The sequence below is a fragment of the Mycobacterium kyorinense genome, from assembly GCF_001672775.1.
GTDB classification, from domain to species: Bacteria; Actinomycetota; Actinomycetes; order Mycobacteriales; family Mycobacteriaceae; genus Mycobacterium; species Mycobacterium kyorinense_A.
The window spans coordinates 45,362-66,433 of the sequence record NZ_LZKJ01000027.1 but is presented as its reverse complement, the minus strand read 5'-3'; the positions used below and the strand labels follow the sequence as shown (position 1 = coordinate 66,433).

23 protein-coding genes, 1 tRNA gene and 3 pseudogenes are annotated in these 21,072 nt (G+C 67.3%); 7 read left to right on the top strand and 20 right to left on the bottom strand.

Annotated elements, in window-relative coordinates:
* Positions 1-118: 118 nt before the first annotated feature.
* The 8 genes from mshC to A5707_RS01765 all read right to left on the bottom strand — a co-directional run bounded on the left by mshC (position 119) and on the right by A5707_RS01765 (position 6,185).
* A complete protein-coding gene (gene mshC / locus A5707_RS01800; RefSeq protein ID WP_065012808.1) occupies positions 119-1,357 on the bottom strand; it encodes a cysteine--1-D-myo-inosityl 2-amino-2-deoxy-alpha-D-glucopyranoside ligase in 1,239 nt (412 codons plus the stop codon).
* A 119-nt stretch (positions 1,358-1,476) separates the two neighbouring features.
* Complete coding sequence (locus tag A5707_RS01795) at positions 1,477-2,244, bottom strand: 3'(2'),5'-bisphosphate nucleotidase CysQ (protein WP_065012807.1); 768 nt, start codon at positions 2,242-2,244, stop codon at positions 1,477-1,479.
* A 21-nt stretch (positions 2,245-2,265) separates the two neighbouring features.
* Positions 2,266-2,772, bottom strand: coding sequence for a DUF2505 domain-containing protein (locus tag A5707_RS01790; RefSeq protein WP_065012806.1), 507 nt, complete (start codon positions 2,770-2,772; stop codon positions 2,266-2,268).
* Positions 2,773-2,791: 19 nt separating this feature from the next.
* Positions 2,792-3,607 carry an SCO1664 family protein gene (locus A5707_RS01785; RefSeq protein WP_065012805.1) on the bottom strand — a complete coding sequence of 272 codons (816 nt, stop codon included), beginning with the start codon at positions 3,605-3,607 and terminating at the stop codon, positions 2,792-2,794.
* Positions 3,591-4,178 (bottom strand): DUF3090 domain-containing protein, encoded by a 588-nt coding sequence (locus A5707_RS01780; protein ID WP_065012804.1) that lies wholly within the window; start codon positions 4,176-4,178, stop codon positions 3,591-3,593. The genes A5707_RS01785 and A5707_RS01780 overlap by 17 nt, the downstream gene beginning before the upstream one ends.
* A gap of 102 nt (positions 4,179-4,280) precedes the next feature.
* A complete protein-coding gene (locus A5707_RS01775; RefSeq protein WP_065012803.1) occupies positions 4,281-4,967 on the bottom strand; it encodes a histidine phosphatase family protein in 687 nt (228 codons plus the stop codon).
* Positions 4,964-5,794, bottom strand: coding sequence for an undecaprenyl-diphosphate phosphatase (locus tag A5707_RS01770; protein WP_065012802.1), 831 nt, complete (start codon positions 5,792-5,794; stop codon positions 4,964-4,966). Before A5707_RS01770 ends, A5707_RS01775 begins: the two co-directional genes overlap by 4 nt.
* A 73-nt stretch (positions 5,795-5,867) precedes the next feature.
* A complete protein-coding gene (locus tag A5707_RS01765) occupies positions 5,868-6,185 on the bottom strand; it encodes a hypothetical protein (RefSeq protein WP_065012801.1) in 318 nt (105 codons plus the stop codon).
* A 183-nt stretch (positions 6,186-6,368) separates the two neighbouring features.
* Here A5707_RS01765 and A5707_RS01760 point away from each other — a divergent pair, with 183 nt between their 5' ends.
* From A5707_RS01760 to A5707_RS01750, 3 genes are read left to right on the top strand one after another with little or no spacing between them, the layout of a single operon-like run.
* The gene (locus A5707_RS01760; protein ID WP_065012800.1) at positions 6,369-7,415 is read left to right on the top strand and encodes a hypothetical protein; all 1,047 of its coding nucleotides are present in this window, start codon (positions 6,369-6,371) and stop codon (positions 7,413-7,415) included.
* The gene (locus tag A5707_RS01755; RefSeq protein WP_065012799.1) at positions 7,412-7,672 is read left to right on the top strand and encodes a DUF5703 family protein; all 261 of its coding nucleotides are present in this window, start codon (positions 7,412-7,414) and stop codon (positions 7,670-7,672) included. Before A5707_RS01760 ends, A5707_RS01755 begins: the two co-directional genes overlap by 4 nt.
* 23 nt (positions 7,673-7,695) lie before the next feature.
* On the top strand, positions 7,696-8,760 hold the full coding sequence (locus A5707_RS01750; protein WP_065012818.1) for a quinone-dependent dihydroorotate dehydrogenase: 1,065 nt from the start codon (positions 7,696-7,698) through the stop codon (positions 8,758-8,760).
* Between the two features lie 15 nt (positions 8,761-8,775).
* On the opposite strand, the gene A5707_RS01745 is transcribed toward A5707_RS01750, so the two are convergent.
* From A5707_RS01745 to A5707_RS01735, 3 genes are read right to left on the bottom strand one after another with little or no spacing between them, the layout of a single operon-like run.
* Positions 8,776-9,381: an alpha/beta hydrolase family protein gene (locus A5707_RS01745; protein ID WP_232000593.1), complete on the bottom strand. Its 606-nt coding sequence runs from the start codon at positions 9,379-9,381 to the stop codon at positions 8,776-8,778.
* Positions 9,382-9,398: 17 nt separating this feature from the next.
* A complete protein-coding gene (locus tag A5707_RS01740) occupies positions 9,399-9,929 on the bottom strand; it encodes a YbhB/YbcL family Raf kinase inhibitor-like protein (protein ID WP_065012798.1) in 531 nt (176 codons plus the stop codon).
* A 35-nt stretch (positions 9,930-9,964) separates the two neighbouring features.
* Positions 9,965-11,329, bottom strand: coding sequence for a M20/M25/M40 family metallo-hydrolase (locus A5707_RS01735; protein WP_065012797.1), 1,365 nt, complete (start codon positions 11,327-11,329; stop codon positions 9,965-9,967).
* A gap of 76 nt (positions 11,330-11,405) precedes the next feature.
* Between A5707_RS01735 and A5707_RS01730 the strand changes: the two genes are divergently transcribed.
* Positions 11,406-11,491 (top strand) — tRNA-Leu (locus A5707_RS01730).
* Between the two features lie 54 nt (positions 11,492-11,545).
* Here the strand turns inward: A5707_RS01730 and A5707_RS01725 are convergent.
* Positions 11,546-12,596, bottom strand: a pseudogene (locus A5707_RS01725) (IS481 family transposase).
* A gap of 142 nt (positions 12,597-12,738) precedes the next feature.
* Between A5707_RS01725 and A5707_RS01720 the strand changes: the two are divergent.
* Together A5707_RS01720 and A5707_RS01715 are read left to right on the top strand one after the other, a co-directional pair.
* Positions 12,739-13,059: pseudogene (locus A5707_RS01720) on the top strand (type II toxin-antitoxin system Phd/YefM family antitoxin); the annotation flags it as partial.
* A 3-nt stretch (positions 13,060-13,062) separates the two neighbouring features.
* Positions 13,063-13,497 carry a type II toxin-antitoxin system VapC family toxin gene (locus tag A5707_RS01715; RefSeq protein ID WP_065012795.1) on the top strand — a complete coding sequence of 145 codons (435 nt, stop codon included), beginning with the start codon at positions 13,063-13,065 and terminating at the stop codon, positions 13,495-13,497.
* Between the two features lie 112 nt (positions 13,498-13,609).
* On the opposite strand, the gene A5707_RS01710 is transcribed toward A5707_RS01715, so the two are convergent.
* Positions 13,610-14,719, bottom strand: coding sequence for an NAD(P)/FAD-dependent oxidoreductase (locus tag A5707_RS01710; RefSeq protein WP_232000592.1), 1,110 nt, complete (start codon positions 14,717-14,719; stop codon positions 13,610-13,612).
* Positions 14,720-14,946: 227 nt separating this feature from the next.
* Between A5707_RS01710 and A5707_RS01705 the strand changes: the two are divergent.
* Positions 14,947-15,645 (top strand): annotated as a pseudogene (locus A5707_RS01705) (phosphoribosyltransferase); the annotation flags it as partial.
* Positions 15,646-15,658: 13 nt separating this feature from the next.
* On the opposite strand, the gene A5707_RS01700 reads toward A5707_RS01705, so the two are convergent.
* The 7 genes from A5707_RS01700 to ftsZ all read right to left on the bottom strand — a co-directional run bounded on the left by A5707_RS01700 (position 15,659) and on the right by ftsZ (position 20,967).
* Entirely contained in the window at positions 15,659-16,027 is a 369-nt protein-coding gene (locus A5707_RS01700; protein ID WP_065012793.1) for a hypothetical protein, read from the bottom strand.
* 85 nt (positions 16,028-16,112) lie between these two features.
* Positions 16,113-16,919: a DivIVA domain-containing protein gene (locus A5707_RS01695; protein WP_065012792.1), complete on the bottom strand. Its 807-nt coding sequence runs from the start codon at positions 16,917-16,919 to the stop codon at positions 16,113-16,115.
* Between the two features lie 254 nt (positions 16,920-17,173).
* Complete coding sequence (locus tag A5707_RS01690; RefSeq protein WP_065012791.1) at positions 17,174-17,464, bottom strand: YggT family protein; 291 nt, start codon at positions 17,462-17,464, stop codon at positions 17,174-17,176.
* Between the two features lie 149 nt (positions 17,465-17,613).
* On the bottom strand, positions 17,614-18,264 hold the full coding sequence (locus A5707_RS01685) for a cell division protein SepF (protein ID WP_065012790.1): 651 nt from the start codon (positions 18,262-18,264) through the stop codon (positions 17,614-17,616).
* A gap of 58 nt (positions 18,265-18,322) precedes the next feature.
* The gene (locus A5707_RS01680) at positions 18,323-19,096 is read right to left on the bottom strand and encodes a YggS family pyridoxal phosphate-dependent enzyme (RefSeq protein WP_065012789.1); all 774 of its coding nucleotides are present in this window, start codon (positions 19,094-19,096) and stop codon (positions 18,323-18,325) included.
* Positions 19,093-19,800, bottom strand: a complete 708-nt coding sequence (pgeF, locus tag A5707_RS01675) for a peptidoglycan editing factor PgeF (RefSeq protein WP_065012788.1) — start codon at positions 19,798-19,800, stop codon at positions 19,093-19,095. Before pgeF ends, A5707_RS01680 begins: the two co-directional genes overlap by 4 nt.
* Before the next feature lie 21 nt (positions 19,801-19,821).
* Positions 19,822-20,967, bottom strand: coding sequence for a cell division protein FtsZ (ftsZ, locus tag A5707_RS01670; RefSeq protein WP_065012815.1), 1,146 nt, complete (start codon positions 20,965-20,967; stop codon positions 19,822-19,824).
* Positions 20,968-21,072 lie beyond the last annotated feature (105 nt).

Below are 21,072 nucleotides of genomic sequence, written 5' to 3'. Positions count from 1 at the left end.
CTCAGAGTCAGACACCAGGTGATCCAGAACCAACCACCACGACACGGCCACCGTCACGCAGACACGCCGCACGCAGCGCCCTCACGATGACACTGAGCACGCTCGCGGAAAAATGGGGTTAGAGCTGCACGCCCAGTAACGCGTCGACCGCGGCGGACACCGCGCGCGGCGCGGTGTCGTCGTGGCCGCCGTAGTCGAGCGCGTCAGTGGCCCAACCATCCAGGGCTGCAAGGGCTTTGGGTGTATCGAGGTCGTCGGCCAGGTAGCGGCGCAGCCGGGCAACGGTGTCGGCGGCGTCCGGGCCGGCCGGCAGCGCGGTAGCGGCGCGCCACCGGTGCAGCCGTGCGATCGCCTCGTCCAGCAGCTGCGTGTTCCAGTAGCGGTCGGCGCGGTAGTGGCCGGCCAGCAGACCCAGCCGGATCGCCGACGGCTCGACGCCCTGGTGGCGCAGGGCCGACACCAGCACCAGGTTGCCGCGGCTCTTGGACATCTTCTCCCCGTCCCAGCCGATCATCCCCGCGTGCACGTAGTGGCGGGCGAATCTCCTTTCGCCGCTGACACATTCGGCATGCGCGGCGGTGAATTCGTGATGGGGAAAGATCAGGTCGGTGCCGCCGCCCTGGATGTCCAGGCCGGTGCCGATGCGGCTGAGCGCGATCGCGGCACATTCCACGTGCCAACCCGGCCGGCCCGGGCCGAACGGCGACGGCCAACTGGGTTCTCCGGCCCGGGCCGCACGCCACAGCAGCGCGTCGAGCTGGTCGACCTTGCCGGGCCGGTCCGGGTCGCCGCCACGCTCGGCGAACAGCGCCAGCATCGTGTCGCGGTCATACCCCGATTCGTAGCCGAACTGCGGCGCGGCGTCGGCACGGAAGTAGACGTCCGGATAGTCAGCGTCGTCGACGATGTAGGCCGCCCCGGCGGCCAGCATCTTTTCGACCAACTCGACCACTTCGTCAATGGCCTCCGTGGCCGCGACATACTCGCGCGGCGGCAGCACCCGCAGCGCCGCCATGTCGTCGCGGAACAGGCCGACCTCGCGGGCGGCCAGGTCGCGCCAGTCCACGCCGTCGCGGTTGGCGCGTTCGAACAGCGGGTCGTCGACGTCGGTGACGTTCTGCACGTAGTGCACGTCGTGGCCGAGGTCGAGCCACAGCCGACAGATCAGGTCAAACGTCAGATACGTGGCGGCATGCCCGAGATGGGTGGCGTCGTAGGGGGTGATCCCGCAGACGTACATGGTGGCGGTGCGCCCGGCTGCCACCGGGCGCACTTGCCGATCGGAAGTGTCATACAGCCGCAACTCCGGGCCACGGCCCGACAACGCCGGCGGCGGTGGACAGGGCCAGGACTGCATACCCTCGACTGTAAAGCCGCACTGCGGCGTTGGGTCAGCCGGCCAGCCGGATGGCGCCCAGGTTGGATGGCGGCGACCCGTCCCCCTCGCCGGTCCGCGGCTGGGGGCACCCCAACGCCCTACGCCGCGCTGGCGATCGCCGCCAGCAACACGTCGGCCAGCTCGGGTCGGCACATCAGGAAGTCCGGCAGGTAAGGATCAGGCCGGTTGTAGATCAGCTCGGAGCCGTCGAGCCGCGACGCGTGCATCCCGGCCGCCAACACCACGCCCGCCGGCGCCGCCGAATCCCACTCCCACTGGCCGCCGGCATGGATGTAGGCGTCGGCGTCGCCGCGCACCAGCGACATCGCTTTGGCGCCGGCCGAACCGATTCGCACCAGTTCGATGTCTAAGCGCTCGGCCAGCCGGTACAGCACCGCCGGCGGCCGGTTGGAGCTGGCGGTGATCCGGATCGGGCCGGACCGTGTCGAAGTGTCGGCGCTGACCGTGTCGCTGTCATACAGCTCGCCCATCGCCGGCAGCGCCACCGCGGCGTCGGTGATCGCGCCGTGCGGGCCGCCGTCGCGCCGCCACAACGCGACGTGCACGGCCCAATCGTCCCGGCCGGACGTAGAGAACTCGTGGGTGCCGTCGAGCGGATCGACGATCCATACCCGATCGGCGCGCAGCCGGGATAGGTCGTCGTGGGCTTCCTCGGACAGCACCGCGTCGCCGGGACGCTCGGCGTGCAGCCGCCGCAGCAGCAGGGCATTGGCGCTGGTGTCACCGGCATCGCCGAGCAGCCAGGGATGACCGAACCCGACCTCCTTGCGCACGGCCAGCAACAGCTGTCCCGCCTCGGCGGCCAAATCGGCGGCCAGCGCGGCGTCAGTCTGCTGTCGGCTCACTCGGTCCAGTATCGCCGAGAATCAGGACTTTTCCGCAATCCACTCGGTGGTGAAGCGCTGAAAGCTCTTGAGGTCGTCGTCGAGCAGCCCGCCGACGTAACGTTCGAACTTGCCGCCGACGAGCGGAATCTTGACCTCGACGATGGTCGTGACGTCCAACCGCGCGCCATTGGCCACCGGTACCAGCAACGCCTTCCCGGCGCCGGACGCTGGTACCCGCGAGACGGCCACATCGATCTCTCCCTGCACCCGGTCGCCGTCGATCCGAACCCACCGCTGGGTTTGGGAGAACTTGAGCTCCCCGCCCGAAAACTTGGTGATCGCCTTGGGCAGCTTCTCGCCCAAGAAGCTGACACTGACGTTCGCCGTGACGGTCTCGCCTGGGTCGATGATCAGCGAGTCGAGCTTGGCATTGGGGTTACCGGTGGCGATGATTCTCGCCTCCCAGTAGGTCTCGTCGCAGAAGGTCGAAAAGATCTGGTCGACGCTGTCCGGGAACTCGACTGACGACTCGAAAGAACGCGGCATGTCGAACCACGCTACTGGCTCAAAAAGCCGGCCAGGGAATCGGGCGGTGCCGGTCCGGACTGGGCATCACCGGGTTGTCCAGCAGCCCTTGGGCGCGCCTGCGCAGCGCGGTGATCTCGGCGGCGGTGATGTGGGCGGCCAACGCGTCACCGAGCTCGCCGTCCAGCGCGTCGACCAACCGGGTGAGCGCTTCGAGAGTGTCGTCATCGACAGGCTTGCCGGCCCATCCCCACAGCACCGTGCGCAGTTTGTCCTCGACGTGCAGACAGACCCCGTGGTCGACGCCGTACACGTACCCGTCGACGTCGCGCAAGACGTGGCCGCCTTTGCGGTCGGCGTTGTTGATCAGCACGTCGAACACCGCCATCCGCCACAGCCTGATGTCGTCGGCATGCATCAACACCACTTCGTCACCGGCGTAGTCGTAGGCCCGCAGCACCGGCAGATAACCCGCCGGCGGCTTACCGGCCGGAAACAGGTCGACTAGATCCGGTCGGGGCTCGCGGTCGGTGCCGGGAATGTCGCCGGGTTGGTCCACCCAAAGTTGCAGCATGCCGCGACCGGCCGGCCCGAGCCGAATGATGGTGTACGGCACGATGTTCCAGCCCAACTGCGCTGAAATCAGGTACGCGCCGACTTCTCGGCCGGCCAGGGTGCCGTCCGGGAAGTCCCACAGCGGCTGTTCACCGGCGACGGGCTTGTAGACGCAGTGCACGCTGCGCTCGCCCAGTGTCGACTCGCACAGGAAGGTGGCGTTGCTTGCCGAGCGAATGCGGCCGAGGACCGTCAGCTCGCCGCGGCGCAACACCTCACGGTCATCAGTCCTCGGCGTCATCGTCAGACCCGAGCAACGCGCTGCGCCGGTATCCGTTGGTGCGCGCACAGATATGTCCCTCAGGGTCCAACGGTTCATCACACAACGGGCAGGGGGGGCGCCCCGCCGAGATGACACGGTTGGAGCGGGTCGCGAATTGGCGCGCCGACTCCGGCGTCAGGAACACCCGCACCGCGTCGGGGCCCTCGTCGGTGTCATCAAGCACCACCGACGCGTCGAACTCGGTGTCGGTGACGGCCAGCAGTTCGACCACCACGGTCTGCGCCTCGGAGTCCCAGCCCAAACCCATGGTGCCGACCCGGAACTCGGCGTCGACGGGTGTGATCAGCGGGCTGAGGTCCTCGACTTCGGTGGTTTCCGGCGGTACCGGTGTCCCGAACCTGCGGTTGACTTCGAGCAGCAGCGCGCCGATGCGCTCGGCCAGGACCGCGACCTGTTGCTTCTCCAGCACTACCGACACCACCCGCGAGTCGTGCACGGCCTGCAGGTAGAACGTGCGGTTTCCGGGCTGGCCGACGGTCCCGGCGACAAACCGGTCGGGTGTCCGGAAAACGTGGATGGCACGAGACATGGCATCTCCAAAATACCGGCAGTTGCCGCCGCGTCGTAATTCCTTGTAGGTACCCCACTTACCCGGCGACGACGCGGGCGGCAGGGCGGAGGGCGATCAAACTCAGCCGGTGGACCCGCCTACTACCGCGTCGCCGGGCGGCGTTTCACTATCAGGCGGTGCCGCCAGCGCCGACGTCAGCCGCGCACCGGTGTGGTTGACGTGGAGCACGAACGGGCGCAGCGGGGTGTAGCGGATCACGCTCATCGACGCCGGGTCGGCGGTGATGCGCTGGAAGCTGTCCAAGTGCAGACCCAGCGCATCGGCGACGACCGCCTTGATGACGTCGCCGTGGGTGCAGGCCAGCCACAGCGCGTCGCCGCCGTGCTGCTCGGAGAGCTGCCGGTCGTGCTCGCGGACAGCGGCCACCGCGCGTGCCTGGACCTGCGCTAATCCCTCACCACCGGGAAACACCGCGGCGCTCGGCTGGGCCTGCACCACCTTCCACAGCGGTTCCTTGGTCAAGTCGGCGATCTTGCGACCGGTCCAGTCGCCGTAGTCGACCTCCGCGAGCCGTTCGTCGACGACCGGCGTCACGTCCAGCGCCTCCGCAAGGGGTTCAACCGTGCGCCGGCACCGCAACAGCGGCGAGCACACCACCGCCCGGATCGGAAGGTCGCCGATCCGGTCGACCAGGTCTGCGGCTTGGTCGCGGCCCTTGTCGTCGAGGTCGACGCCCTCGGATCGGCCGGCCAGAATGTGTGCGGTATTGGACGTCGACCGCCCATGCCGCAACAGGATGACGGTCATACCGCGCTCACCACACCCGTCGCCAGCAGAGTCAGGACAGCGATGCCGGCGATCACCCGGTAGCCGACAAACCAATACATGCTGTGGCGCACCAAGAACCGCAGGAACCATGCCACCGCGGCGAACCCCACGACGAACGCGATCAGAGTGGCGACCAATAGTTGCGCGCCGGTGGCGCTCATCCCCTCGTGTACCGGATGGAAGGCGTCCGGCAGCGAGAACAACCCGGAGGCGAACACCGCCGGGATTGCCAGCAGGAAACCAAACCGGGCGGCCAGTTCGCGGTCTAGTCCCATAAACAGCCCCGCGCTGATGGTGGCGCCGGACCGCGAGACCCCCGGAACCAGCGCCAGCGTCTGCGCAAAACCCACCACGACCGCGTCGCGCCAGGTCAGCTGATCGACATGACGCCCCTGCCGGCCGAGATACTCGGCAGCCGCGATCACCGCGGAAAACACCACCAGGGCCGTTGCCACCACCCAGAGATTGCGCGCCCCCGACCGGATCTGGTCGGCGAACAGCAACCCCAGCACGCAAATCGGGATGGTGCCGATGATCACATACCAGCCCAGCCGGTAGTCGGCGTTGCGGTGTGCGGTGACGACCAGGCCGTTAAGCCACGCTCTGATGATGCGCACGATGTCGCGGGCGAAGTAGACCAGCACAGCTGCCTCGGTCCCCAGCTGGGTGACCGCCGTGAATGAGGCGCCCGCGTCCCCGCCGAACAACAGCCGCGACACGATCGCCAAATGGCCCGACGAGGACACTGGAAGGAATTCGGTGAGACCCTGCACCACGGCCAAATCCACGACTTGCCACCAAGACATCGCCGGGGCCGCAGTCACGACGACGACCGTACCTGGTGTGCCCGCCAGTCACCGTGCGGGATGCGAAGCCGGACTAATGCGATATCGGGGCGGCCGCCGCCACCGAGTCACGCACCGCCGCCGCCAAACTGCGCTCGTCAGCGACGTCGATATCGACCACGCTGCGCCGCGCCGTCGCCACCACGTCTTCCGGCTGCGGGACCGGGCCACTGAGTCGGGGCCGGTAAATCTCGACGAGCAGCCACTGTCGTTCGATACGGAATGCGAAACTTCGACCGTCCCCGACGTGACCGAACCCGCTGGCCAAGACTTTGGTCGAAAAGACCCCCGTCCACATGTCTTCGATGCCGAACTCGGAATCGGCGAACTGACGGTCCTCGGCGACAGTCATGCGCGCCGCTCCTCCTCGTCGCTTCGCTCTGCATCGTCGCCGGCGCGAGTCATGCGGCGACCATACCTTCTTCGGCTCGCTCGCCCTGGGCAACGAGGCCGGGTCGAACCCGACAATCTTCTTTAGACTCTGACCCGGATCGCACGTCCCGCTGCATGACCTGGAAGTTACCCCTTGGCCTCAATGTGTAAACCCGCGGTTCACCGGCGAGCCGCTGGCCTGCTGTTTTTCCTGATGCTGGTGGTCGGGTGCTCGGCGGAGCCGCTCGACGGGTCGCCACCGACGATCCCGCCGGCGACACCGGCTGGGGCACCACCGGTCACCGCCGCTCCGGCCGGCGTGGTGCAGCCGCTGACGGGCCGCGGCCAGGCGGCGATCGTCGATGACCGCACCGCTGCGCTGGCGGTGTTGACCGCCGCAGACCAGCCGCTCGCACCGGCCAGCCTTGCGATATTCGACAGCGGGTTGAAGCCGGCTCGTGTCATCGAGTTGCCCGGGCCGGTGAGCGCGTTGACCGGTGACGACGCCGGCAACGTCTATATGGCCACCCGCGGTGGCTACTTCGTCGTCGATCTGGTCGCCGGCCGGGTTACCCGGGTGACCGTCGCCGACGCAGCAGACACCGACTTCACGGCGATCGCCCGCCGCGCCGACGACGCACTGGTGTTGGGAACCGCCGACGGTGCCGTCTACGCACTGGCCGCTGGTAACCCAGAAGCGGGCAAAGCTGCCGTCACCAACCGCACGAAGATCGTTGGTAGAGTCGATGCCCTTGCAGCGCAAGGCAATACAGTGGCTGTTTTGGATCGCGCACAAACTTTGGTGACCACGATCGAGGCCGACGGCACCCTTGGACAGGCGTTGCGGGCGGGCCAGGGCGCCACGACCATCGCGGCCGATCCGCAGGGCCGGCTACTAGTCGCCGACACCCGCGGTGGCCAGTTGCTGGTGTTCGGTGTCGACCCGCTGATCCTGCGCCAGGCCTATCCGGTGCGCCAGGCCCCGTACGGTCTGGCCGGATCCCGCGGATTGACCTGGGTGACGCAGACCGCGGCGAATATGGTTATTGGTTACGATCTGTCCACCGGAATACCCGTCGAAAAGGTGCGTTACCCGACAGTGCAGCAACCCAACTCCCTCGCCGTCGCCGACGCCTCAGGCACGTTGTATGTGGTGTCGGGGTCCGGCGGCGGGGTTCAGGTCATCGAGCATGCGGCGGGCCCGCGTTGACCACCGCACAGCGCAGCCGGTTGCCCGCGGGCTGGGACGCCGAGATGTCCGACGAATACGAGTGGGCGCCGTTGCGGCTGCCGCCGGATGTGACCCGGGTCAGTGCCTCTATCCGGCTGTCCATCGAAGCGGAATACCGCGGCTGGGAGTTGACCCGGGTACGGCTCTACACCGACGGTAGCAGGCGAGTGTTGTTGCGCCGCAAGAAGTCTCGCGCAGACTGCGCCGTTGACAGCGTGGACCAGCCCGAACTGTGACGGCAAGTGGCGACGATCATCGGATCTATGGTGCGCTTCGCCGAATGCTGTTCCTGGTGCCCCCCGAACGCATTCACACGTTGGCGTTCGCCGCACTGCGGGCCGCCACCGCCGGCGCAGGGATGCGGCGCGGGCTTCGGCGGGCACTGGCGCCGACCGACCCGGTACTGGCCAGCAGCGTGTTCGGCGTGCGCTTCCCGGGGCCGCTCGGGCTGGCCGCCGGCTTCGACAAGGACGGCGTCGGCCTGAAGACGTGGGGAGCGCTGGGTTTCGGCTACGCCGAAGTCGGCACTGTCACCGCTCACGCCCAACCCGGCGATGCCGCTCCTCGAATGTTTCGGCTGCCCGCCGACCGCGCCCTGCTCAATCGGATGGGCTTCAACAACCACGGCGCGGCCCAACTCGCGGCGCGGCTGGCACGCCACCGCGCCGACGTGCCGATCGGTGTCAACATCGGCAAGACCAAGGCCACCCCGCCCGACCATGCCGTCGAGGACTACCGGGCCAGCGCGCGGCTGGTCGGCCCGCTGTCGTCGTATCTGGTGGTCAACGTCAGCTCGCCGAACACACCGGGGTTACGTGATTTGCAGGCGGTGGAGTCGTTGCGCCCGATTCTGGCGGCGGTGCTCGCCGAGACGTCGGCTCCGGTGCTGGTGAAAATTGCGCCGGATCTCACCGACAGCGACATCGACGACATCGCCGACCTCGCCGTCGAACTCGGCCTGGCCGGCATCGTCGCCACCAACACCACGGTGTCGCGCGACGGCCTGGCCACACCCGGCGTGGCTGCTCTCGGCCCGGGCGGCGTTTCGGGGCCGCCACTGGCACAGCGGGCCACCGAGGTGCTGCGCCGGCTGTATCACCGCGTCGGTGACCGGCTGGTGCTCATCAGTGTGGGTGGTATCGAAACCGCCGACGACGCGTGGGAGCGGATCACCGCGGGCGCCTCGCTGTTGCAGGGCTATACCGGTTTCATCTATGGCGGCGGCCTGTGGGCCAAGCACATTCACGACGGCATCGCCCGTCGCCTCCACGACGGTGGGTTTGCGTCGCTGAGCGAAGCGGTCGGGTCGGCGGCGCCTCCCTAGACCGCGGCGCGTCGACTAACTCTTTGCGGTGGCCGCCAGGTGTTCAGCGACGAATTTGGTGGTCAGCAGGTGCCAGTCGCGCCACCGGCGCACCATGTGGTGGCCGACTCCGTCCAAAGCCACCCATTGGGCATCCAGCCCGCGTCGGCAGGCCCGCTTGGTTTGCGCCTGTGAATCGGCCGGGTCGGTGGTGGTGTCGGCGGTGCCGTGCACGACCAGGAGCCGGGTGGATGCCGGGATCAGGTCACCGTCCTGCCCGGCCCACCACGGCGCAAGCGCCACCACCGCACCGACTCCCCCGCCGGCGGCCAGGTGGGCCGCGACCCGCCCACCCATGGAGTGGCCCACCAACGCGATTCGTTCGGGCTGGAACCGGCCTTGAACGTCGTCAAGCACTTTCTTGGCGTCCTGCACGGGATCCAACCGCGGGCTGTTCCATCCGCAGACGCGATAGCGCACCTGCCGAACCTCGACCTGGCGCCCCAATCGGCGCCGTAATGCCCGTGCCACGAACATCATTCGCAAGCTGGCCAACCGCCAAGGCTTGAAAGCCCGTTCGCTGCGGACCTCGCCGCCGGGTAGTACCAACACGCACGCGGGCATCGCGTTGTCGGTGACCACTGGCGGTGCTTCGGCGGCTAGCGCTGCTCGTAGGTGCCGTAGATGACGGCACGCGCGATGGCGTTCTGGAAGAGGTTGAACCCGAGAAACGCCGGGCTGGCGTCCTCGTTGAGGTCGAGTTTTTCCACCTTCACCGCATGCACCGTGACGTAGTAGCGGTGCGGGCCATGCCCCGGCGGCGGCGCCGCGCCGACGTAGCGGCGCATGCCCGCGTCGTTGACCAGCGTCAGCGCGCCGCCCGGCAGCTCACGGCCGTCGCCCACGCCGTCGGGCAGCTCGGTGACATCGGCCGGAAGGTTGGCCACCGCCCAGTGCCAGAAACCCGACAGCGTCGGCGCATCGGGGTCGTACACCGTGACCGCAAAGCTGCGGGTCTCCTCCGGGAAGCCCGACCAGCTCAGTTGCGGGCTGACGTCCTCGCCGCCGGCGCCCATGATGCCGCTGATTTGAGCGCTGGCCATCGGTTGTCCGTCGGTGATCGACGCCGATTGCAGGTGAAACGACGGCAGCTTGGGCAGCGTGGCGTAGGGGTCGGGCGGTGCGATCATGGTCAGTCCTCTCGTCTTTCCGGCTTGATTTCCGACTAGCAGTTTGTCAAAAAGCGCGACATCACCTCGGTACCGAACCTCAGTGCGTCGATGGGTACCCGTTCGTCCACGCCGTGGAACAGCGCAGTGAAATCCAATTCCGGCGGCAGACGCAGCGGAGCGAAGCCGAAACAGCGAATCCCCAACCGCGCGAAAGCTTTCGCGTCCGTCCCGCCGGACAGCATGTAGGGCACGGTGCGGGCATCGGGATCCACCGCCAGCAGCGCCGAATTCATCGCATCGACTAGATCACCGTCGAAACCGGTCTCATAGGACGGCAGGCTGACGACCCATTCGCGAGCCACGTCGGGCCCGATCAGTTCGTCGACCTCGGCCTCGAACGCCGCTTGCCGGCCGGGCAGCACCCGGCAGTCCACGACGGCTTCGGCCGTGGCCGGCACGACGTTGGCCTTGTAGCCGGCGTTGAGCATGGTCGGGTTGGCAGTGTCACGCAGCGTGGCCTTCACGATGCGGGCGATCGGCCCCAACTTGTCGATCGCGCCCTCCAGGTCGGGGGAATCGGTGTCGAAGCTGTGCCCGGTCTCCTCGCCGACCGCCGCCAAAAACTGCACGACCGCGTCGGTCAGCACCAGCGGGAACTGGTGGCGGCCCAGCCGCGCGACGGCTTCGGCGAGGATCGTCACAGCGTTGTGGTCGTGCACCATCGACCCGTGACCCGCCCGGCCCCGGGCCGTCAATCGCATCCACTGCAAGCCCTTTTCGGCGGTCTCGATCAGGTAGAGCCTGCGTTCCCCGCCGTCGCGGCGCGGCACCGTCAGCGAGAAGCCGCCGACCTCTCCGATTGCCTCGGTGACGCCGTCGAACAGATCGCGGCGATTGTCGACCAGCCAGTGCGCGCCGTATGTGCCGCCGTGCTCCTCATCGGCGACGAACGCGAACACCAGATCGCGGGGCGGCACGATCCCCGCGCGCCGGAACTGGCGGGCCACCACGATCATCATGCCCACCATGTCCTTCATGTCGACGGCTCCGCGGCCCCAGACGTAGCCGTCCTCCACCGCGCCGGAGAACGGGTGCACGCTCCAGTCGGCGGCCGCCGCCGGGACGACGTCGAGGTGGCCGTGGATCATCAAGGCGCCGCGGGAGCTGTCGGCGCCGGCCAGCCGCGCGAATACATTGGCGCGCCCGGGCGCACCGGATTCCAGGTATTCCACCTGGTAGCCGACGTCTTCGAGCTGACCGGCGATCCAGCGGGCACACTCCGCTTCGCCTTTGGTGGTGGCGAGATCGCCGGTGTTGGTGGTGTCGAACCGGATCAGTGTGCTCACGACGTCGACGATGTCGTCCGCTGGGTCGGTGCGGTCACCGGTTGCAACACTCACAGTCACCTTTCCTACCATTGGAGCCGTCCGGCGGGTTTGGGTCAGGGCTCGCCGATCCGATAGCCTTAGCTGCCAACTTGCGTGGTTGGCGTCGGTCCGAGTGGCGGAATGGCAGACGCGCTAGCTTGAGGTGCTAGTGCCCTATTACTGGGCGTGGGGGTTCAAGTCCCCCCTCGGACACCCTGTGATGAGTCGAGTCATAGGTGACAGATGAGTCGCGTCATCGGTGACAGATCACCCCGGCCATCGGCCGGGGTTTTTGTTTTGGTTGCGCCAGTAGTTTTTCTCGGGGTCGATGGTGTGGCTGCTTAGGACGTGGTGGCCGGTTTTGCTGATCACGGTGATGGTGTGTGTGGTTACCAGGATTAGCACTGGGGTGGGCGTGGATGATTCCGATGCCGAGGTGGCCTGCGCGGGTGTGCGGTGGTGGGGTAGGGCGCGTTGGGGCCGGGCGGTGTTGTAAAGCTCGCGGAAGTCATTGAGCAGGTCTGGGCATCGGCCAAGGTGGTGGGTCGCGGGCGTGGTGTTAGCCAGTGTTTGAGGGTTTGGTGGAAACGTTCGATTTTGCCTTGGGTTTGGGGGTGGCCGGGGTGGCCGTTTTTGTGGGTGATGCCCAGGCTGGCCAATAGGCGTTCGAAGTCGTTGTGGCCGTGGGTGAATCGTGAGGTGTAGACGGCGCCGTTGTCGGTCAGTGTGGAGGCGGGTGGGCCGAATTCGGCGGCGATGGTGGTAAAGCTGGCTACCACGTCAGGACCGGTTACGCGGTGATGAGCGGCGCAGTAAAGCAGGTATCGGGAGTGGTCGTCGAGCCAGTTGAGGATCTCGAAATCGCTGCCATCGGTCAAAGTCCAGTGGGTGAAGTCGGATTGCCAGCATTCGTTGGGTTGGAAGCCTCGAAACGGATAAATGAGCTTTTGGGCCGTTTGCGTGGTTGGGCGGTGACCAGGCCGCGATGGTCCAGGATGCGCCGGATCGTCGAGGTCGATGGCACCGGCAGCCCTTGGTGAGCCAGGTGCCATTGCAAGGTGACCGGGCCGGCATCCAGACCGTCATCGACGAGTTGTTTACGCGTCAGCACGACCGCGGCGATCACCTCATCGCTGACGGCGCGGGGGTTGCTGGCAGGCCGTCGTGAGCGGGGATCAACGGCTTCAAGACCGCCTTGGCGGTAGCGGGACAGCAGCCGGTAGATGTGTTGGCGAGACAGCCCGTAGACCTGCCCCGCCTTGGTGACCGTGAGGCGACCACTAGTGACTTCCAGAACGACCGCGCGAGCTTTGGACATCCATGACTGTCACCTATGACGCGACTCATCGCTGCCCTTCACAGGCGTCACCCATGTCGCGACTCATCTGTCACCTATGTCGTGAACTCACACACCCCCTCGGACACCCCTTGTGATGAGTCGAGCGAAATGAACGCTCTCGTCACGGCGCAGTTGTAGTGATATGTACAAATTACGATTCAATGAATGTACAGTTCACTGCGTGGAGGTATCCGTCACCGAGTTGCGCGCGCACCTCAGCGATTGGCTGGATCGAGCTCGGGCTGGTGGTGAGGTCGTCATCACCGACCGTGGGATTCCGGTCGCGCGGCTGGCAGCACTGGACAGCGCAGGCACCTTGGAGCGTCTCACGGCCGAAGGCGTGATTGGCAAGGCCGCCGCGCAGCGGCCCGTCGCTGCGAGTCGACCCAGGCCCCGGCCGCGGCGGCCGGTGTCTGACCGGGTCAGCGACCAGCGGCGCTGACTGGTGCCGCTCGTCTACTTCGACGCCAGCGCTTTCGTCAAACTTCTCACCACCGAGACGGGGAGTTCGCTGGCGTCCGCTCTATGGGACGGCTGCGACGCCGCATTGTCCAGCCGTCTGGCTTACCCCGAAGTCCGGGCCGCACTCGCTGCAGCAGCCCGCAATCACGACCTAACTGAATCCGAGCTCGCCGCTGCCGAGCGTGACTGGGAGGACTTCTGGGCCGCCACCCGCCCAGTCGAACTCACCGCGAGGGTTGAACAGCACGCGGGCCGCCTCGCCCGCGCCTATGCTTTGCGCGGAGCCGACGCTGTTCATCTAGCCAGCGCGTTGGCTGTTGGTGAACCCGGCCTGATCGTCGCCGTTTGGGACCGACGCCTGCACGCCGGAGCCCAAGCCGCCGGGTGCCGAGTCGCCCCCGCCCAACTCGACCCCTGATCCGACCGCTCGGCATTTGAGTGGGTCAACCCCAGCACGGACGACGATCAGGTACCGATTCGCCAGGTCAGGGCTCGTGTCGTAGATGGCCAAGTCCCCCTCGGACACCGGTTTACGACGACTCCGCCGGCGCCCGGCCAAGTTCGCACCCGGCCCGCAGGTCGATGCCGGGGTCCTCCCCCAGCGCCAACCGCGCGAGCGCTCGGCCGAGGGCAGGCGCCTGTTTGAACAAATTGTGGCCGGCGACGAAGAACAGGCCCTCCCGCTCCCAGACGGCGAAGCCGTCGTCGCTCCACGGCAGCGTCGTCACCCAGCAGTACCGGGCGTCCACCGGCCGCGGGTCAAGTCCGGGAAGCGCGCGTCGCGCATATTCGCCGGCCCGGTCGGCCAACGCGACCAGCCCGGCCGGATCGGGGAAGCTGCCGTCGTCTTTGGCCGCCGCGGCTTCACTCAAACCGACTGCGTAGCAACGGTTTCCGGGTGTCGCAGCGGCGTATATCCCGGTTTCGCCGAACTCGCCGCTGCTGTCTTGTAGGCAGGACAGCAGCGGGGCGTGGTGGCGAACCTCGAAAGTCAAGCGGGCATGCGCGGCCAGTCGCACCGGCAGCGCCAGCCCGACGCTTCGAGCCAGTCGCGCCGTTTCGCGTCCGGCGCACACGACGACTCGGGCATGCTCGGTGCGGCTTCCGCCGCACACCACCTCGACCGTGTCGCGACGGGTGGGCCGTATGGTGATCACCTCGTCGGCGACCAGACTGTCGCCGATCCACTCGGTGAGCGCGTCGATCGCCGCGCGCACCCGGATGGCCCCGCCGGCCTCGTCGAGCATCGCCGGGCCGGCGTAGCCGGCCAGCACTGGTAATCGCTCGGCGAGTTCGTCGGACCCGATCCGCCGAACGCGGACCCCGCCGGCCTGCTCGAGGATCGGCAACCGCCGCTCCACGGCCGAACCGATCGCAACCGCGCCGTCGCCGGAGACCAACTCGCTGCCGAGCCGCTCGGCCCACTCGTCCCACACTGCGCGGCTGTCCCGCGCGAACGCGACCAACCGCGGGTCATCGTGGGCGTGGCGGAAAATTCGCGACTCGCCGCCGGACTGCCCATTGCCCGGGACGCCGCGTTCATACACCCGAACCGATGCGCCGGCTTCGGTCAACGCCCAGGCCGTCGAGAGCCCGACGATTCCGGCGCCGACGACGCCGACGTCCGCGCCGTTCAACACCTCGACAGAGTGCTCCGCGCGGACCGATCTCAAACCGCCGTCACCAATATCCTTGGCGTGCAAGCCGTTACGTGGCATTGCGCCTACCGTCGTCATCGGCTGCGGGGCCTGGCCGGGCCGCAGCGGGCGCGCCGGACCGGGTTTCGGCGGTTTCCTGGCGGGGAAGTCGCAGTATGGCGATGACTTCGGCCGTAGGCTGGTAACGGTCAACGCGCCCAAGAAACCACAAGTTGCGACGCATGAACCGATCGAGTGGCTTTTTGCACCGGGCATCCCGGCGCACGTTCAGTGACCGCCGGGATGCCGGCCGCGCACTGGCCGAGCAGCTGTCGTCGTATCGCCGCGACCAGTCGGTACTCGTGCTCGGGTTGGCCCGCGGCGGCGTTCCGGTGGCCTATGAAGTCGCGGCGGCCCTGCACGCCGAGTTGGACGTGTTCCTGGTCCGCAAACTGGGCGTGCCGCAGTGGCCGGAGTTGGCGATGGGCGCGCTGGCCAGCGGCGGCGGCATCGTGATGAACGACAATGTGCTGTCCAGCCTGCGCATCAGTGACGAGCAGGTGCGCGCGGTGATCGACCGAGAGGCGGCCGAACTGCAGCGCCGCGAGCAGCTTTATCGCGGGGGGAGACCGCTCACCGACCCGCGCGGCAAGACGGTGATCCTGGTTGACGACGGAATCGCTACTGGCGCAAGCATGCTGGCTGCGGTGCGAGCGCTGAAAGCGATCGGCCCCAAGTCAGTCGTTGTGGCCGTGCCGGTGGGGCCGCCGTCCGCCTGCGACCAGCTGGCACAGGAAGCCGACGACGTGATCTGTGCGACGATGCCGCCCGACTTCGAGGCGGTGGGGCAGGTGTTCGTCGACTTTCATCAGGTGACCGACGACGAGGTCCGCGAACTGCTGGCGACTGCGACCGCCCCCAAGGGGTGACCGGCCAGCTGGCCTATTCTTCGTCCTCGGACCGGGACTCGGCGGACTGGGCCGGCCGTTGTCCAGTGCCCACACCGTTGGGCACGGATTCCTCGCCTTCGTCGGCGGTGTCCTCGGGATAGTCGGCGTAGACGTTCTCGTCGGCGCCGCTCTCGGCGGTGCTGCTGACCTCGCGCTGAGCTCCCTCATCCGCGGCGGGTCTGTCGACGGGTGCGCCGGCTTCGCGTCGCCGCCGTTCCTGCAACGCGTCGATGATCAACAGCACGACGCCCAGCACGCTGGCGGCGATGCACACCCAGGCCACCAGCTCGTTGCTCGTGACGACGGCAAACACCAGCGCGGCGAGACCTATCACCGCTAACACCAGCGCGATAATCAGCATCGGTTAACCTCCAGCCGACGGGGCATGCACCACTGTTGCCAAGACTGCACGATACGGACCGTCCGGCCCGGCGCCCTCGGCCTGCTTAGTTATTACCCCGATTGAACTGGTTGAACCCCCCGGCATCGTTGGTGGCGCTGGAATCGACCGGAGCCGCCGATCCACGCTGGCCCAGCTCCTCGAGCTGCGATTCCAGGTAGGTCTTGAGCCGGGTGCGGTACTCGCGTTCGAACGTGCGCAGCTGCTCGAGGCGGCCTTCCAAAACGGTGCGCTGTTGGTTGATCGTGCCCATGATCTCGGAGTGCTTGCGCTCCGCATCGGCCTGCAGTGCGTCGGCCTTTTCTTGGGCCTGGCGCAACTGGGTCTCCGATCGCGTCTGCGCGTCGGCCAGCATCGCGTCGGCGCGCTGGCGGGCTTCTGCGACGGTGGTGTCGGCTTCCCGCCGGGCCTCGGTGAGGATTTGGTCGGCGTTGGCCCGGGCATCGGCCATCAGCTTGTCGGACTCAGCTTTGGCCGTGCTGGTCAGCCGGTCGGCGGTGTCCTGCGCCAAGCTGAGCACCCTGGCGGCCTTCATGGCCTGTTCCTCGCTGGTCGAAGCCGTGGGCGCGGCGGCCGGCTGCGGCGCGGGCCTGGCGGGCTCCGGCTCGGGCTCGGGCTCGTAGACGGGCGCGGCCTGGCTGGGCTGGGCGCCACCACCCGAGCGCGCGCCGGCCAGCTCTTGGTCGAGTTCGTTGACCCGCTGACGCAGATCCGCGTTCTCCTCGATGAGCCTGGTCAGCTCGTTCTCTACCAAGTCGAGGAAGGCGTCGACCTCGTCTTCGTTGTAGCCGCGCTTGCCGATGGGCGGCTTGCTGAACGCCACATTGTGAACGTCGGCTGGTGTCAGCGGCATTGTTTGCCCCCTCGAGTCTGGACGATCAAACCAACCTGCAAAGTCTAGATCGGTATGAACGGTGTGGTAGCCATACTGCAACTGCCGCCCATCCTGTCACACCAGACCCGCCGGTCGCCGAATCGGTCAATAAATAAGACCGAATTTCAATCTTTAAGAAACACGAAATCAGGGCGATAAGACAACGAAATGCACTGACCCAAACGCAGTTAAGCGACGCCGCCGCCCCCGCCGAGAGGACGGGCGGGCGCGGGCTACCCCGAGTAGTTGAGCGCGATTTGCATGCCGATGAACGCCACCAGCAGCAGCACCATGATCGATAGGTCGAACCGGACAGCGCCGATGGTGAGCTGCGGGATGAGCCGGCGCAGCAGCTTCACCGGCGGATCGGTGATCGACATGATGATCTCCAGGATCACCACGGTAAGGCCGCGTGGCCGCCAGTCGCGGCTGAACGACCGGACGAACTCGACCACGATCCGAGCGATCAACAGCAGCCAAAAGATGAATAGCGCAAAACCCAGGATGTGGATGAACAGCGCCAACGAGAGACCGACCTTACTGATGAGGATGTGACGATCACGACAGCACCGACCGCGGCCGGCGCGATGATCGTCAGCCTACCGACTCCCTCCGGCGAGCCATAAACGAGGCAAGACGCTGCCTACGCCGTGGCCGCCGCGGCGCGCGGTGCTTACTGGTACGCGTAGAAGCCGGTCTCGGCAATCCGGCGGCGTTCCTCGGGCGAGACGTCGACATCGGCGGGTGAGAGCAGAAACACCTTGGTGGCGACTTTGTCGAAGGAGCCGCGCAGGGCGAAGGCGAGGCCCGCCGCGAAGTCGACAAGACGTTTGGCGTCGGCGTTGTCCATCGACACCAGATCCATGATCACCGGAGTGCCGTCGCGGAACCGCTCGCCGATAGTGCGAGCCTCGCTGTAGTCCTTGGGACGCAGCGTGGTGATCTTCGACAGCGGGCTGCCCTCGTCGAAGAGCATCGCCATCCGACGCGGATCCATCGCCAACGCGCCACGGGTGGCCGAGCGCAGCGAGGCGAACCGCGGACGGGGCAACTCGGTGCGCTCGTAGTCGCGCGGCCGGAAACGGTGGTCGTCGGAGTAACCGCTCCGGTAGCTGCCGGGCGGATAGTCGCCCGGTTCACCGCGCGGATCGTCGTAGTCGTGCCCGTCGAAGCGGTCTTCGTAGCGGCCGTAGCCGTCTTCGGCGAACCGCTGCCGCCCGTAGCCCGAACGGGCGGGTGCGCGGTCGTCGTCGTAGTACTCGTCGTCGTAGTCCTCCATCGGAGCCATACCGAAGTAGGCCTTGACCTTGTGCAGTGTGCTCATCGCGGGACCCCTTCTCGGCTGCTGGTGTCTGTGATGAAGATGTGACTGGAGTGACTATTCACGGTGACGGTAGCGGTCTTCGTCCCAATAACGCGGTACCGACACGCACACACGTCGAACCATGTTTGACCGCCGTTTCCAGGTCGTTTGACATACCGGCCGACAATCCCGCCGCGTTCGGATGGGTTTGGCGCACCCGTTCGTGCTCGGATCGCAGCCGCTCGAAAGCTCTGTCGGGTTCCCAGTCCAGCGGCGGGATACCCATCAGGCCAACAAGTTCCAGGTGTTCAGCCGCATCCACCCGGGAGCAGACCTCGTCGACCGCGGCGGGTTCGGCGACGTCGACGCCACCGCGCGACACGTCGCCGTCGAGGCTGATCTGGACATAGACGCGCAGCGGCGCCGTCCGGCGGCCGTCGCCCAGCGCCGCGCTGACGGCGCGGTCAAGCGCATCGGCGATGCGCACACTGCCGACCGAGTGGACGGTGTGCGCCCAGGTGGCCAGCGACCGGGCCTTGTTGCGCTGGACCTGGCCCACCATGTGCCACTGCACACCGGGTTCATCGGACCCCAGCAGTCCGGCGACTTCACCGACCTTCGCTGCAGCCTCCTGCTCGCGGGATTCGCCAAAGGCCCGGCATCCCAATGCCGACAAAATCGCGACATCTGATGCCGGAAAGAATTTGGTTATCGGCAGAAGTTCAATTCCGTCGACATTCCGCTCGGCCGCGTCCGCGGCGGCGGCAAGTCGCTCCCGCACTGCGCGCAAAGCTTTGGCCAATTCGGATTCCCGCTCCCGGTGCGGTGCGAGGTTTGCCGCCGCGGCGCTCATTGCATCCACACCACCGAGGCCAGTCGCCCGGTGGGCGCATCCCGGCGATGGCTGAACAGGTTGGTGTCCTCCACTGTGCAACGTGGATCGACGTCGATGGCGGTCACGCCCAAATTCTTGAGCTGGCAGGCGATTCCGGCTCGAAGGTCAAGTCCGGGCGTGCCGGCCGAGGTGGTGGTCCGACTGCCCGGCAGCGCGGCTTCGACCTCGTCGGCCATTGCCGCGGGCACTTCATAGTTGCGGCCGCTGACCGCCGGGCCGAGCAGCGCGGAGACGTCCTCGGCCTGGGCGCCGAGGGCCAGCATGGCTTCCAGCGCACGGGCCACGACGCCGCTCGCCGCGCCCACGCGACCGGCATGCACGGCGGCGACGACCCCGGCACGCGCGTCCGCCATCAGCACCGGCACGCAATCGGCACTCAACGCGGCCAGCGCCAACCGCGGCGTCCGGGTCACCAAGGCATCGGTGTCATCCACCGGTGCCTCGCGCGGACCGTCGACCACCTCGACCCGGTCGCTGTGAACTTGGTTCATCCAGATCACCCGATCAGTAGCGAGTCCCAGCGCTGCGGCCAGCCGGGCCCGATTGGCCGCGACCGCAGCCGGGTCGTCACCGACATGGTCACCGAGGTTGAAGCTGTCAAACGGCGGCGCCGAGACACCGCCCGACCGGGTGGTCGTCACGCGCCGGATGCGAACGCTCACCTGCTCAGTATCGTCGGCGGGCTAGCGCCGCATGAACGGCGGGACGTCGACGTCCTCGTCGTCGTCGCCGCCGATATCCAGCGTCGAACCGTTGGTCTGCAACGGCATGCTGAGCGCGTCGGCCGGCTCGAACAGCGACGAGGTGACCTTGCCCGCCTTGGCCGGCGCGATCGTCTGGGACTGCGCTTGACCGCCGCCGACGATCGGTTTGCGGCCCGGCCCGGTGGCGTCGAAGCCCGCTGCGATGACCGTGATCCGCACCTCGTCGCCCAGCGAGTCGTCGATGACGGTCCCGAAAATGATGTTGGCGTCCTGATGGGCAGCGTCTTGCACCAGCGAGGCTGCCTCGTTGATTTCGAACAGCCCCAGGTCGCTGCCGCCGGCGATCGACAGCAGCACGCCTTGCGCGCCCTCCATCGAGGCTTCCAGCAGCGGCGAGTTGATCGCGACCTCGGCGGCCTTGAGCGCCCGGCCTTCGCCGCGGGCCGAGCCGATGCCCATCAGCGCGCTGCCGGCACCGGACATGACGCCCTTGACGTCGGCGAAGTCGACGTTGATCAGTCCCGGGGTGGTGATCAGGTCGGTGATTCCCTGCACACCGTTGAGCAGCACCTCGTCGGCGCTGCGGAAGGCGTCCATCAGCGATACGGCGGCATCGCCCATCTGCAGCAGCCGGTCGTTGGGGATCACGATCAGGGTGTCGCAGCTTTCCCGCAGGGCCGCGATGCCGTTTTCGGCCTGGGTGCTGCGTCGTTTGCCCTCAAACGAGAACGGCCGGGTGACGACGCCGACGGTCAGCGCCCCGAGCTTGCGCGAGATGCTGGCGACGACCGGAGCGCCGCCGGTGCCGGTGCCGCCGCCTTCACCGGCGGTGACGAACACCATGTCGGCGCCGCGGAGCAGCTCTTCGATCTCGTCCTTGGCGTCCTCGGCGGCCCGGCGCCCGACCTCAGGGTCGGCGCCGGCGCCCAGGCCGCGGGTGGAGTCGCGACCGACGTCGAGCTTGACGTCGGCGTCGCTCATCAACAGCGCCTGGGCGTCGGTGTTGATGGCGATGAACTCCACGCCTTTGAGGCCCTGCTCGATCATCCGGTTGACGGCGTTGACACCGCCGCCGCCGATACCCACGACTTTGATGACGGCCAGGTAGTTGTGCGGGGGGGTCATCATTGCGTCTTCCTCCCTAGATGGGACTCGGCTTGGTGTGGCGGTCCACCCCTGGCAAACCTCAACCTCAACTAGAGGCTTAGAGTTATGTCAAGTTGTTTCGCG

Excerpts from the sequence above, each read along its gene's own strand:
- A5707_RS01685 (WP_065012790.1), bottom strand. The coding sequence starts at position 18,264 with ATGAGCACACTGCACAAGGTCAAGGCCTACTTCGGTATGGCTCCGATG.
- A5707_RS01765 (WP_065012801.1), bottom strand. The coding sequence starts at position 6,185 with ATGACTGTCGCCGAGGACCGTCAGTTCGCCGATTCCGAGTTCGGCATC.
- A5707_RS01790 (WP_065012806.1), bottom strand. The coding sequence starts at position 2,772 with ATGCCGCGTTCTTTCGAGTCGTCAGTCGAGTTCCCGGACAGCGTCGAC.
- ftsZ (WP_065012815.1), bottom strand. The coding sequence starts at position 20,967 with ATGACCCCCCCGCACAACTACCTGGCCGTCATCAAAGTCGTGGGTATC.
- A5707_RS01760 (WP_065012800.1), top strand. The coding sequence starts at position 6,369 with ATGTGTAAACCCGCGGTTCACCGGCGAGCCGCTGGCCTGCTGTTTTTC.
- A5707_RS01785 (WP_065012805.1), bottom strand. The coding sequence starts at position 3,607 with ATGACGCCGAGGACTGATGACCGTGAGGTGTTGCGCCGCGGCGAGCTG.
- A5707_RS01680 (WP_065012789.1), bottom strand. The coding sequence starts at position 19,096 with ATGAGCGCCGCGGCGGCAAACCTCGCACCGCACCGGGAGCGGGAATCC.
- A5707_RS01775 (WP_065012803.1), bottom strand. The coding sequence starts at position 4,967 with ATGACCGTCATCCTGTTGCGGCATGGGCGGTCGACGTCCAATACCGCA.
- A5707_RS01700 (WP_065012793.1), bottom strand. The coding sequence starts at position 16,027 with ATGCTGATTATCGCGCTGGTGTTAGCGGTGATAGGTCTCGCCGCGCTG.
- A5707_RS01695 (WP_065012792.1), bottom strand. The coding sequence starts at position 16,919 with ATGCCGCTGACACCAGCCGACGTTCACAATGTGGCGTTCAGCAAGCCG.
- mshC (WP_065012808.1), bottom strand. The coding sequence starts at position 1,357 with ATGCAGTCCTGGCCCTGTCCACCGCCGCCGGCGTTGTCGGGCCGTGGC.
- A5707_RS01740 (WP_065012798.1), bottom strand. The coding sequence starts at position 9,929 with ATGATCGCACCGCCCGACCCCTACGCCACGCTGCCCAAGCTGCCGTCG.
- A5707_RS01780 (WP_065012804.1), bottom strand. The coding sequence starts at position 4,178 with ATGTCTCGTGCCATCCACGTTTTCCGGACACCCGACCGGTTTGTCGCC.
- A5707_RS01770 (WP_065012802.1), bottom strand. The coding sequence starts at position 5,794 with ATGTCTTGGTGGCAAGTCGTGGATTTGGCCGTGGTGCAGGGTCTCACC.
- A5707_RS01735 (WP_065012797.1), bottom strand. The coding sequence starts at position 11,329 with ATGGTAGGAAAGGTGACTGTGAGTGTTGCAACCGGTGACCGCACCGAC.